The organism is Legionella drozanskii LLAP-1, assembly GCF_001467585.1.
Lineage (GTDB): Bacteria > Pseudomonadota > Gammaproteobacteria > Legionellales > Legionellaceae > Tatlockia > Tatlockia drozanskii.
Window position 1 is genome coordinate 523,200 of record NZ_LNXY01000020.1, and the last position, 12,675, is coordinate 535,874.

Here is a 12,675-nt window from a genome sequence, read left to right on the forward strand (position 1 = left end):
AATATAAAATTGGTGGTAAGCATATGAATTATCAAGTAATTATTGTGGGTGGAGGTCCAGTTGGAGTGGCATTGGCAATTGAGTTGGGCATGCTAGGAATAAATGTTGCCGTACTAGAAAAATATGATGAACCCTTATTACTGCCTAGGGCGCAGCTATTAAATCCACGATCGATGGAATTTTTTCAACGCTGGGGCATTAGTCAACAGTTACTAAATAAGCGTTTGCTCCCTCCTGATCATGCCTTAAAAGTTATTTGGTGTTCCGGCTTGGCTGGAAAGATGTATACCCTTGTTGATATTGCGCAAAATTTAGATGCAGATGTGACGCCTGAAAATTATCAAAGCCTAGCCCTTTGGAGAACAGAAGAAGTTTTGCGAGAACGGGTATCGCATTTTAAAAACGTACAGTTAATTAAACAGACTGAAGTCATTGATATTGTTCAAGATGAAAGTAAAGTCACAGTGACTGTAAAAGATAAAGGCGATAATCAATATAATTTAACCGCAAAGTATCTTGTTGGTTGTGATGGTGCCCGCAGTATCACACGAACTAAAATGGGCTTGAAAACACAGAGTTATTTACCAGAGCAACGTGCACTTAGTATTTTATTCCATTCGCAGGACATCAAAGAAAAAATCAGCTTGCCGAGGGCCGCTGTGTATTTTAATTTAGCGACAGAAAAAACAGCTGGCCTAGGTTGCGTGGAGTATGAAAATGGCTTGTGGTATAGCCATGTGTTGCGTCCTAGCAATCAAAATTTAAATGATATCGACGTATCAGCTATCTTGGATCAAATTGCCGGATTTGAATTTAAGAAAGAAATTAAGCAAGCCAATTTTTGGATGATGCGAGCTGAGATTGTGGAAAATTTTCGTCAGGGAAGAATTTTTTTAGCAGGAGATGCTGCGCATACTTTGCCGCCAACGGGGGGGCATGGATTAAATACAGGGTTAGCGGATGCTGTTAATCTTGGTTGGAAACTGGCTGCAGTATTGCGCCATCAAGCCGGAGAAACTATGCTGGCAAGCTATAATATAGAACGAAGATCTATTGCTATTCGCAACATTAAAGCAGCAATAAAAAATGCAGAAGATGCTATTCGCGTGCGTAAAATTTATCCGCCAGAGACACAGGCAGAAGAGTTTGCAAAAGAAAATACTCGTATTGCTAGGCAGCATGCTGTTTCACCAGGTATTGCTCTAGGCTATGCCTATCCCAACTCGCCCCTCATTGTGCAAACAACAGAGCATGATTACCCAGATGATCCCTTTGTTTATTACCCTCAGGCATTGCCTGGATATTTTGCGCCACATTGCCGCGTGGGACAAAATAGAAATCTTTACGATTATTTTTCCTCGGAATACACCTTGTTAATTACTGAGCAAACGAATGAGCACAAGGAGCAGCAACTCATAAAGCAATTTGCACAAAAAAATGTGGCTCTCAAACTACTCACACTCAACGATGATAGGATTAAAAAGCGTTACCCCAAAGTATATTATTTATTGCGTCCAGACTGGCATATAGCCTGGCATGGAGATAATATGCCTCAAGAGGTAGAGAACTTTGTGAATCAAATGATTGGTTTTTAGAGAAGGTGTAATGAGCAAAGAAAAAGTGCAACGAAAGGTCGCTGACAAAACTCGTATTAAGATTTTGAAAGCAGCGAGCAAACTTTTTGCGGAAAAGGGATTTTCCGGCACTAGCACGCAATCCATAGCTAAGGCGGCTAAAGTAAATGAAACATTAATTTTTCATCATTTTGGAACTAAGAGTCAGTTATGGAAAATGGTAAAAGCTCATGTAGTGGAAAGTATTTCTTTGTCGCCTCTAGACTCCGAACCTAAATCCCTGCGCGTATTTTTGGAAATGATATTCAAACAATATCTAGATGCCTTCGCGCAGCAGCCAGATCTAGGACGTTTATTGCAATGGCAATACATGGAAGCTGAGCAAAGCAAACTGATAGCCGGCAATCCATTAGCACCGACAAATTGGTTAGGGCCCATCCAATATTTGCAGCAAATAAATCAAATAAAGGCAGATATGGATGCGTCTTTTATTATAATTTGGTTAACGGCCAGCCTGAATATCATTATTTTTGATCATAGGCATATCTTTCAAAATAAGGCTACACGCGATACTTTTATAGAGAATTTGCTCGCTGGTTTTGAGCGTGCTCTTGGTAATGCTAAGAAGGAATGTGAGCAAACTAAGACGCAAACACCCCAACAGTAAGTTGAAGAGCTGACCATAATTATTAAAGGACGCATCGATGACACACAGACGACTATCAATATTTTTAGGACTTATATCGCTAGCAATTAGTTTGGCTACCTGGTCATTGGATTTAAGTCATTTAGTCATCAATTGTATCTATTGTCGTAATGAACGAACAATTATTGGATTGCTCGGTATTTTATTATTACTGCCTATCTATCCTTATATAACCTCTTATCTTAGTCTTGCTTTCGGATTTTATGGTGCCAGTGTCTGCGCTCAACATATTATGTTAATCATGAAAAATAGTCATTTTACATCTCCTCAATTGCCCTTAGCTATAGCGGCTTTGCTAATTATCATTGGGCAGCTATTCTTTATTTTTAATTACTTATATGGTCGCTCAATATTGAAAGCTATTAACTCAAACCTCTGAGGGAGAGTAATGAAAGGCTACCGACTTAAGGATGAGTTGAGTAACTAGCCTGAAGAGTAGTTTTCTAAGCTGAAACTTCTTGCAGGGGCTAGGGAGTGAATAGACAACTCGATTCATCCTCTCCCGCCCCTGCAAAGAATCTAAATAATTAGATGAATCCTATTTAACGTATTCTTGCTGCATTTAAGTACGACTCTGGTATTTCTGTATCGGAAACAGCTGGTTTGTCAACAGACCAGAAGCGCAAAGTTTGATCGGGACTCGCTGTTGCGAAATTCTTTTTGTTATGCGGATTTTGAGCTGAGAGTAAAACTCTGTCAGTATGCACATTACTGCTGCTGCAGTCCATGGATAATTGTTCACTCGCTCTATTTATAGACCAACAGGAAACTCGATGCTCATTTCCTTCTGTAATAAGGACACTATCTGAGTCAAGCCAATGAATATTACAGATCTGAGTCTTTGGTATAGCCTTAGCAATAATAGCTCCGGTTTTAAAATCCCAGATTTTTAAGGTCATATCGTCTGCACCGCCGCCACTAGCCAGTATATTTCTTTGATAGGGAGAAAACTCTAAAGCTTTTGATGGCGATTTATGATCCGTAAATGTAAAGGTAGGATGGCGTAGATAGGAGGGATCAAAGATTTCTATAGTTGTTCCGTTACTAATTGCGAGGGTACCAGTGACTTTGTCAAAAGCCAATCCGGTTAAGCTTGCATCAAAGAACTGAATGTTGTGTGTTCTTTGTGGAGTCCGTAAATCAAAATGAGTCAGACAACGACCATATTGACTAGCTGCGTAAAAACCATGAGACCCATCTGATATTATTTTTGTATAGGCCTTAGTCTTGTGAGTTAAACGGACTTGAGTATAAACTTCAGAATTTATATATTGTATTCCACCCTTTGAATCTGCTATTACCAAAACCCCAAAATCATAAGCTAAAGCAGTGATGCTGTATCGAGTTGCAATCTCTCTTTCTTGTTGCGTTTTTATATCATAGACCAACACTGATTCCTCTAGCCCAATGCAAACTTGGGTTTTGCTAGTCCAACAAAGTGAGTTAAGATAATAATTTCCTGAGATACCTTCTTCGACATATAAGCCTTCTTCTAAATCTAGAGTATGTAAGGCTTTTTTGATGACTGGTTGGGTCTTATAAGTATCAGGAAGAGTTAAACCTCGTAAAGGACTATTACGCATTTGCTGATGGCTCACATTCCATAACGAGGCACATAAAGCGTCTGAGATCTTATTTTTAGGTTGATCAAAAACCTTTCTGACTTTGGCATACTGTAGATCCGATGTCCTGGAGTCCTGTGAGCGAGAGGGTATATCTCTGTCGCCTTTTACTCTTCGATTTTTAGGTTGCTTAGGAAAAAACTCATATCTTCTATCGTACATAACAACTACTTCCAAAATTATTTGCCGGCATTATACACAAAGATAGCAATATATGATTGTCATTTGTTCATAAAGATGTTTTATTAATTAAATAACGAATAAAAATTTATCAGTTAGTCTGTTTTTTGTCTTTGTGCGTTAAATGAACTTATCAATGAGAGATTAAATACCTCCCATTTAAATCTTAACTATTTTAGTTTAACCTTAGGCCGATCTTTCTTAAAAGTTGTAAGTAGTTATGGAACAAGTCGACGTCATTATTATTGGAGCCGGGGCTGCCGGTTTGATGTGTGCCATTGAAGCAGGCAAACGCCGTCGTAAAGTTCTGATTCTAGATCATGCCAACAAAGTGGGTAAAAAAATTCTTATGTCCGGAGGAGGGCGATGTAATTTTACAAATTATTACATCGAACCCCCTAAGTATTTTTCTCATAATCCTCATTTTTTTAAATCTGCGTTGAGTCGATACACTCAATGGGATTTTATTGAACTGGTAAAAAAACATACTATTCCTTTTCACGAGAAGACCTTAGGACAATTATTTTGTGATAATAAATCAAAAGATATAGTCGATATGCTGTTAGTTGAGTGTGATAAAGCAGGTGTGTTAATTCACTTAAGTACCATGATAGAAAAGATCCAACGACTGGATACAAATCTTTTTAAAATTCATTCCAGTCGAGGTAGCTTTCTCTGCAATTCATTAATCATCGCCACTGGCGGCTTATCTATTCCTACCATGGGCGCGAGTCCCTTTGCTTATAAAATTGCTGAGCAATTTGCTATAAAAGTCTGGCCAACCAGAGCCGGGCTTGTTCCTTTGACCTTAGATGTCATTGACAAAGAAAAATGTTCGACTCTCTCCGGAGTTAGCATTGATAGCCACGTTCAAAACGAACGAAATGAATTTAGAGAGAATATTTTATTTACTCATCGAGGATTAAGCGGCCCAGCTATTTTACAATTATCTTCTTATTGGAACCCTGGAGAGCCCATTTGTATTAACTTTTTACCCGAACAAGATCTTCTTGAGCTTCTAAAAAAAGCTCGTCTTGAAATGCCTCAAAAACAATTAAACTCTATTTTATCGATGGTTTTACCCAAGCGGGTAGTCGAGGTGTTTATTCCCCCAGGTTTTGCAGAAACAAAGCTTTCAGAATTATCCAATCGAGACTTAGCCGCAATCGCAGAGCAAATGCATGCTTGGGTTGTAAAGCCTAATGGCACTGAAGGTTATAGAACTGCAGAAGTCACGATAGGAGGGGTAGATTGCAATGCAATTTCTTCGAAAACCATGGAGGCTAACGACATTCCTGGATTGTATTTTATTGGCGAGGCGTTAGATGTAACAGGCTGGTTGGGCGGGTATAATTTTCAATGGGCTTGGTCTTCCGGTTGGGCAGCTGGTCAGGTTGTATAAAATAATAGGGATAATTTATCCTTCCAGTTTCTGGCAAAAAGACAGTACTCTAGGCAATGAATTTGTTGGGCCAAGCCCAACCTAAAGTTTAAAATTCTGGACTTGACTCTTATGTTAAAAAAAACCATTCAAGATCAACAACTCATCGAGCTGTTGAAAATTCATTATGGAATCGATATCCATAAAGCGCAACTCTTCCAGGGTGGCGCTGATATGAATGCATTTGGATATAAAGCAGATTCAGAATTCAATTCTTATTTCGTCAAACTAAAATATGGCTATTTTGATGAAATCAATTTATCGATTATCCGTCTCTTGCATGATTCCGGAATAAAAGAAATTATTTTTCCTATCCCCACACTGGAAGCAAAATTATTTCAGCAATTGGAGCATTTTAAAGTAATTGTGTATCCATTCATTCATGCGGCAAATGGTTTCACGCAAAATTTAACAGAAAAACAGTGGAAACAGTTGGGGAAAGTATTAAGACAAATTCATACCACAGCGGTTCCCAACTCAATTCAACAACAATTAAGAAAAGAAACCTATTCAACAAAATGGCGTGAAATCCTGAGGTCCTTTTTTAGTAAAATTGAACCGACTAATTCAGATGATAAAATCACAACTGATTTTAAAAATTTTTTTAATCAAAACATCGATTTGATTCGTCAATTAGTTGATTCTTCAGATCGATTATCTAAAAAAATTCAACCTGATCGAGATCACTATGTACTCTGTCATTCTGATATTCATGCGGGCAATGTGTTGCTCGTTAATGAGAAATCGATTTACATTATTGATTGGGATGAGCCGATGTTAGCACCAAAAGAGCGTGATTTGATGTTCATTGGTGCGGGTGTAGGTAATGTATGGAATAAGCCCCATGAAATCCGTCATTTTTATGAAGGGTATGGTGATGCAAAGGTCGATAAAACCTTATTGTCTTATTACCGACATGAACGAATCATCGAAGATATGGCTCTGTACGGACAAGATTTGCTATCGCGCGATCAAAACGAGCTGTCTAGACTTGAAAGTTTTAACTATTTTAAATCGATGTTTGAACCTAACGAAGTGATTGCAGTCGCTTTTGCTTCAAATGATTAAATTGTAGCAACTGTTTTTTCACGGCAGTTGCTAGATTGTGGTGAAATTCGACCATACCACTATAAAAAGCTAAAGAGTTTCAACGTACACTTTCATAGCCGTCTTTTACACCTGACTTAGATAAAACAAGTTGCCAGACTTGGGCTGTTCTTGAACGGAACATACCAGCGCACATCAATAAATAATATCGCCACATCCGGTAAAATCGGAGGTCAAACTGAGATTTTATCGCATCCCAATGCCGTTCGAAGTTTTGATTCCAAGCTAATAGTGTATTGTCGTAATAGGCGCCAAAATTATGCCAATCTTCAACTAGAAAAGTGGTTTCCAAAGCATGTGATAATTGGATCATTGAGGGTAAGCTACCATTAGGAAAAATATATTTATTGATCCATTGATCCGTGGTGGTTACGTTTTCATTATTTCCGATAGTGTGCAATAGAAACAGACCTTCATCATTGAGCTGCTCTTTCATCAATTGAAGGAAAGAGACGTAATTTTTTTGGCCAAAATGCTCGAAAGCGCCAATACTCACCAGTTTAGTAAACTGTTTTTTATCAGGATTATAAATATGACTATGTCGGTAATCTGAGGTATAAAACTGAATAGGAAGATGACGATAACGCTGTTTCGCATAAGAGATTTGGTTGGAAGCAATACTAATACCAACGACTTGGCAACCATAATTCTCGGCAGCATAAGCAGCAAATCCTCCCCAGCCACAACCAATGTCGAGCAGAGTATCTTTTTCAGTCAGATATATTTTTTTACAAATTAAGTCATATTTTGCTTGTTGAGCTGAATCCAGATCGTGAGCATCGCGCCAATAACCACAGCTATAGGCCATGCTTTTGCCTAACATTAATTCAAATAAATGATGATCGAGATTGTAATGTCGTTGTGCAACTTGTTTGGAACGTTGGATAGTTTGGCGATTGATAAGTTTTGTTGAAAGGCTATAAATGAAGTGAACCAAATTAGTCCTCACTTCTTTATGCATTTCTGCTTTGCACAGCTGGTAGGAGAGGGCATCTAAGCCTTCACAGTCCCACCAACCTTCCATGTAAGTTTCTCCTAATCCCAAAGAACCGTCGGTAATGATGCGTTTTAATGCTCGTTCATCGAGAAGTTTAATATCATGAGGTTTGTTGCCGTTGATGGTGATATCTGCTTTTTCCAACGCTTTTTGCACATATTTTTGTACGGTTAAATTTCTCATTAATCCTGACTCCCATAATCCCTTATCTTAGCCCGGCGGTTCTTTAATGAAAGCACCGCTTGTTCTTCTGTGACTTAACCTGTTCCAGAATCTCATTAATTTAGAAGTTAGTAAATAAGCGAGTACTTCAGCATTGGCAAATAAGAAATTATTTAAGAAAACGATTTGAGATATAGTATTTTTTGATTAAGATGACCTAATCATTGAGCAAGAATAATTGAGTTAGAATTAAGAATTATGAAACAGAAAATTGAATCCGTTTTACTTCAAGCGCTAGAAAAACTCTCGATACAAGATCAATTGACGTTCCCCGATATGTTCAATGTGAACATTGAACGTCCGAGAGATCCTAATCATGGTGATTTTTCCACTAATTTGGCGATGATCTTGGCAAAATTAGTAGGTATGCCGCCACGAGTATTAGCAGAACGTTTAATTGCTTCTATTTCGTCTCATGAGGACCTAGAGCGCATTGAAATAGCCGGACCTGGTTTTATCAATTTTACTTTGAGTCAACAAGGACTACAGAATCAACTGAAACTGATTTGGGAATCTGCTGTTTGCGGAGTGGTGTCTGTTGAAGAACCGCATACCGTTGTTGTTGATTATTCTTCTCCTAATTTAGCTAAAGAGATGCATGTAGGCCATCTGCGTTCAACCATCATTGGGGATGCGATAGTCAGAGTCTTAGAGCTAAAAGGACACAAAGTCATTCGCCAAAATCATGTGGGTGATTGGGGTACCCAGTTTGGTATGTTGCTCGCGCATTTGGAAGATGAAGAATCTAGTCATCAAGGCGAGGTGCGGCTCAATGACTTGGAAAGTTTTTATAAAGCTGCGAAAAGTCGATTTGATAATGAACCTAATTTTGCAAGAAGAGCGAGACTTCAAGTTGTCCTGTTGCAATCAGGCGATTCACATTGTTTGGAGTTATGGGCAAAATTTATCAAATTATCCTTGGCGCATTGCGAAGAAATTTATCAGCGGCTAGGTGTTTCTTTGCAGACTAAAGATGTTCAAGCGGAAAGTGCCTACAATGATCTGTTACCAATGATAGTAAACTCATTGCGTGAACAGGGATTATTAGTCGAGCATGACGGCGCTCAATGCGTATTTCTTGATGAGTTTAAAGGAAAAAATAATGAACTTTTGCCTGTCATTGTGCAAAAGAAAGATGGCGGTTTCTTATATTCTTCTACTGATCTCGCAGCCATTTATTACCGAAAGAGCAAGTTAAATGCGGATCGGGCTTTATATGTGGTCGATGCACGACAAGCCTTACATTTTCAGCAAATTTTTGCTTTAGCTTATAAAGCGGGTTTTGCGAATCCTTCTATGCAATTAGAGCATGTGAGCTTTGGAATGGTTTTAGATAAATCGGGTAAACCATTTAAAAGTCGTGAAGGTAGTGTGACCAAATTAGTGGATTTACTCGATGAGGCTGAACGACGCGCAAAACAATTAATTGAGACGAAACAAACCAATACCTATCCCCCTGAAGAGGTGGAAGAAATGGCCAGGGTATTGGGGATCTCCTCAATCAAATATGCGGATCTATCAAAAAACCGCACCAGCGATTACATGTTTGACTGGGATGCTATGTTGAGCTTTGAGGGTAATACCGCGCCTTATCTTTTATATGCCTATACCCGCATCAACAGTTTATTCCAAAAAGCTGACGTCGACTTAGATTCATTTGCAGAGCCTCTCGTTTTGCAGAATGCAAACGATGTTTCATTAGCTAAACAGATTATCTTATTCCCCGAAATCATTGATACGGTAGCACTTAAAGCCTCTCCTCATTTGCTATGTACCTACCTTTATGAGTTAGCTGGATCATTTTCGTCGTTTTATGAGGCATGCCCTATTTTGAATCAGGAAGATCAGTTACTAAAGTTCAGTCGGCTTAAACTGGCTAAATTAACTTCACGAATTTTGAAGTTAGGGTTGTCTTTGCTAGGTTTAAAAACATTAAAACGTATGTAATTTGATAGTAGCAACTGCCTTTCCAGACAGTTGCTAACTTAGTTAGAGTTAATTCCTGAGCAGTCAAATCTCGGTGATTCGCTTTAAAGCGTCTCAATAGTCTTTTTATTCTGCAACAGCTTTTCCTTCGTGAGCTTTGCTTGACTAAGCTTTTCCTGTTCTTTGGTGATAATTTCCGCTGGTGCTTTATCGGTAAATTTAGGATTGTTAAGTTTACCTTCGGCAAGAGCAATGTCTTTATCAAGTTTAGCGATTTCTTTATTAAGGCGAGATACCTCGGCCTCTTTATCGATTAAACCTGCCATAGGAATAAGCAATTCCAGTTCGCCTACCACAGCAGAAGCCGATACAGGCTTAGGCTCTTGCTCACTCATGCAATGGATATGAGTTAATTTACTCAAAGCGATTAAGATATTTTGATATTTATCAATCCGCTCTTTTATCGGTGGGGTGATATTTCTCAACAGCAAAGGAATTAATTTAGCAGGTGAGATAGTCATTTCACTACGAATAGTACGAATCGATTGAATCACTGTTTTTAACCAAGTTAATTCCTCTTCAACCTCAGGGTTGATGAATTCTTCATTCACTTGCGGATAGGCACTCAGCATGATGCTTTCGCCGTTTTGACTGGTTAATTTGTTGGTACGCTGCCAGATTTCTTCCGTGATAAAAGGCATGATTGGATGCAAAAGTTTGAGAATTTGATCCAATACATGAATTAAGGTGCGACGCGTTCCTCTTTTCATCGCGCCCAAAGCCTGAGTGTCATAAAGAACTGGTTTTGATAACTCAAGATACCAATCACAGTATTCATGCCAGACGAATTCGTAAAGCGTATTCGCTAATAAATCGAAACGATAGGTTTCAAAATAATGATGGCATTGAGCGATAGTATGTTGTAAGCGTGAAAAGATCCATTGATCGGCTGGGCTGTATTGAAACGCGCCGTCGCCGAAATCAATCTGTTCCTCATCGGTGTTCAGCAAGACATAACGCGATGCATTCCATAATTTATTACAGAAATTGCGATAGCCTTCTACACGAGCGATATCAAAACGAACATTGCGGCCTGTGGATGCTAAAGAACAGAAGGTAAATCGTAGCGCATCAGTACCAAAAGCGGGAATACCGTCTGGGAATTCCTTGCGAGTTGCTTTGGTTATTCGATCGCGAACCGAAGGAAGCATGAGATTAGCTGTGCGTTTTTCGACTAAATGCTCAATATCAATTCCATCAATAATGTCTATCGGATCAAGGACATTTCCTTTCGATTTTGACATCTTTTGACCTTCACTGTCGCGGATAAGACCGGTGATCATTACCTCTTTGAAGGGGATTTTACCGGTAAATTTGAGGCCCATCATAATCATACGTGCCACCCAGAAGAATATGATGTCAAAACCAGTGACTAAGACTGAAGTAGGGTAAAATTGCTCTAGTTCAGGGGTTCGCTCCGGCCAACCCAAGGTAGAAAAAGGCCAAAGCGCTGAAGAAAACCAAGTGTCGAGTACGTCTTCATCTTGTTTTAAAGTGACTGAATCATCCAGTTTATTTTTAAAGCGAATATCATTTTCGCTGTATCCGACATAGACATGGCCATGATTATCATACCAAGCTGGTATACGATGTCCCCACCATAATTGTCTACTAATGCACCAATCTTCAATATTCTCCATCCACTGAAAATAAGTCTTAGACCAATTCTCGGGGATAAAACGAATCTCACCTTTTTGCACCGCTTCAATAGCAGGTTCAGCAAGAGGTTTTGTTTTGACATACCATTGATCAGTGAGTAAAGGCTCAATAATGACGTTGGATTTTTCACCACGAGGCACTTTCAATTTATGCGGTAGTATTTTGACTAATAAACCGGCTTTTTCTAAATCTTGTACGATTTGTTCTCGCGCAACAAAACGATCCATTCCTTGATAATCCACTGGAGCATTTTTATTAATAGTCCCTTTTTTCGTCAAGATATTAATCAATGGTAAGTCATGACGTTTGCCAACTTCATGATCATTAAAATCATGGGCAGGAGTGATTTTTACGCAACCACTGCCAAATTCTTGGTCAACATAGTCATCCGCAATAATTGGAATGGTTCTATTGCATAATGGAAGTTGGATATATTGTCCAATCAGATGTTGATAGCGCGGATCATCGGGATGAACGGCAACGGCTGTATCACCGAGTAGGGTTTCGGGGCGAGTAGTGGCGATTGTGATTGACTCTTCAGAATCAACGATAGGGTAGCGAATATGCCATAAAAAACCATCTTCTTCTTCGGAAATAACTTCAAGATCGGAGACCGCGGTGCCTAATTTGGGATCCCAATTCACTAGACGCGTGCCACGATAGATTAACCCTTCTTCATAGAGCTGCACGAACACTTTTTGGACCGCGGCTGATAAACCCTCGTCCATGGTAAATCGTTCTCTTGACCAATCCACCGAAGAACCGATGCGGCGCATTTGACTGGTAATGGTATTCCCTGATTCTTCCTTCCATTGCCATACGCGCTCAAGAAATTCTTCACGTGTCATGTTTTTACGAGATAAGCCCTCGTTATCTAATTGACGTTCAACCACAAGCTGGGTTGAAATGCCCGCATGATCGGTTCCAGGTTGCCAAAGGGTTCTGAATCCCTGCATGCGATGATAGCGTGTCAAGGCATCCATAAGTGTATGTTGGAATCCATGACCCATATGCAAACTACCGGTAACATTGGGTGGGGGCAGCATAATACAATAGCTTTTGCCTTCGCCTCGTGGAGCAAAATAATGGTGGCTTTCCCATTTTTCATAACATGCTTGCTCAATATCATGTGGGGAATAAGTCTTATCCATGGGTATAACCTGTGCTAAGGAAAGTCGCGA

9 protein-coding genes are annotated in these 12,675 nt (G+C 39.3%); 6 read left to right on the forward strand and 3 right to left on the reverse strand.

What is annotated here, in order from left to right; all coding sequences use genetic code 11:
- Positions 1-23: 23 nt before the first annotated feature.
- Genes Ldro_RS06665 through Ldro_RS06675 form a run of 3 tightly spaced genes read left to right on the forward strand, consistent with a single transcriptional unit; the run spans position 24 to position 2,659 of the window.
- On the forward strand, positions 24-1,595 hold the full coding sequence (locus tag Ldro_RS06665) for an FAD-dependent monooxygenase (protein ID WP_058495619.1): 1,572 nt from the start codon (positions 24-26) through the stop codon (positions 1,593-1,595).
- A gap of 10 nt (positions 1,596-1,605) precedes the next feature.
- A complete protein-coding gene (locus Ldro_RS06670) occupies positions 1,606-2,241 on the forward strand; it encodes a TetR/AcrR family transcriptional regulator (protein WP_058495620.1) in 636 nt (211 codons plus the stop codon).
- A 37-nt stretch (positions 2,242-2,278) separates the two neighbouring features.
- Positions 2,279-2,659 (forward strand): hypothetical protein, encoded by a 381-nt coding sequence (locus Ldro_RS06675; protein WP_058495621.1) that lies wholly within the window; start codon positions 2,279-2,281, stop codon positions 2,657-2,659.
- A gap of 163 nt (positions 2,660-2,822) precedes the next feature.
- On the opposite strand, the gene Ldro_RS06680 is transcribed toward Ldro_RS06675, so the two are convergent.
- Positions 2,823-4,064, reverse strand: coding sequence for a WD40 repeat domain-containing protein (locus Ldro_RS06680; RefSeq protein WP_058495622.1), 1,242 nt, complete (start codon positions 4,062-4,064; stop codon positions 2,823-2,825).
- Positions 4,065-4,302: 238 nt separating this feature from the next.
- On the opposite strand from Ldro_RS06680, the gene Ldro_RS06685 reads away from it, so the two are divergent.
- Both Ldro_RS06685 and Ldro_RS06690 read left to right on the forward strand, forming a co-directional pair.
- Complete coding sequence (locus Ldro_RS06685; protein ID WP_058495623.1) at positions 4,303-5,484, forward strand: BaiN/RdsA family NAD(P)/FAD-dependent oxidoreductase; 1,182 nt, start codon at positions 4,303-4,305, stop codon at positions 5,482-5,484.
- A gap of 111 nt (positions 5,485-5,595) precedes the next feature.
- Entirely contained in the window at positions 5,596-6,591 is a 996-nt protein-coding gene (locus Ldro_RS06690) for a phosphotransferase (protein ID WP_058495624.1), read from the forward strand.
- Between the two features lie 79 nt (positions 6,592-6,670).
- On the opposite strand, the gene cfa is transcribed toward Ldro_RS06690, so the two are convergent.
- Positions 6,671-7,810: a cyclopropane fatty acyl phospholipid synthase gene (gene cfa, locus Ldro_RS06695; protein ID WP_058495625.1), complete on the reverse strand. Its 1,140-nt coding sequence runs from the start codon at positions 7,808-7,810 to the stop codon at positions 6,671-6,673.
- Between the two features lie 237 nt (positions 7,811-8,047).
- Here cfa and argS point away from each other — a divergent pair, with 237 nt between their 5' ends.
- Positions 8,048-9,796: an arginine--tRNA ligase gene (gene argS / locus Ldro_RS06700; RefSeq protein WP_058495626.1), complete on the forward strand. Its 1,749-nt coding sequence runs from the start codon at positions 8,048-8,050 to the stop codon at positions 9,794-9,796.
- A gap of 83 nt (positions 9,797-9,879) precedes the next feature.
- On the opposite strand, the gene Ldro_RS06705 is transcribed toward argS, so the two are convergent.
- Positions 9,880-12,645 (reverse strand): valine--tRNA ligase, encoded by a 2,766-nt coding sequence (locus tag Ldro_RS06705; protein WP_058495627.1) that lies wholly within the window; start codon positions 12,643-12,645, stop codon positions 9,880-9,882.
- Between the last annotated feature and the right edge of the window lie 30 nt (positions 12,646-12,675).

Coding starts and splice junctions, on each gene's coding strand:
- Ldro_RS06665 (WP_058495619.1), top strand. CDS start 24: ATGAATTATCAAGTAATTATTGTGGGTGGAGGTCCAGTTGGAGTGGCA.
- cfa (WP_058495625.1), bottom strand. CDS start 7,810: ATGAGAAATTTAACCGTACAAAAATATGTGCAAAAAGCGTTGGAAAAA.
- Ldro_RS06705 (WP_058495627.1), bottom strand. CDS start 12,645: ATGGATAAGACTTATTCCCCACATGATATTGAGCAAGCATGTTATGAA.
- Ldro_RS06685 (WP_058495623.1), top strand. CDS start 4,303: ATGGAACAAGTCGACGTCATTATTATTGGAGCCGGGGCTGCCGGTTTG.
- argS (WP_058495626.1), top strand. CDS start 8,048: ATGAAACAGAAAATTGAATCCGTTTTACTTCAAGCGCTAGAAAAACTC.
- Ldro_RS06680 (WP_058495622.1), bottom strand. CDS start 4,064: ATGTACGATAGAAGATATGAGTTTTTTCCTAAGCAACCTAAAAATCGA.
- Ldro_RS06675 (WP_058495621.1), top strand. CDS start 2,279: ATGACACACAGACGACTATCAATATTTTTAGGACTTATATCGCTAGCA.
- Ldro_RS06690 (WP_058495624.1), top strand. CDS start 5,596: ATGTTAAAAAAAACCATTCAAGATCAACAACTCATCGAGCTGTTGAAA.
- Ldro_RS06670 (WP_058495620.1), top strand. CDS start 1,606: ATGAGCAAAGAAAAAGTGCAACGAAAGGTCGCTGACAAAACTCGTATT.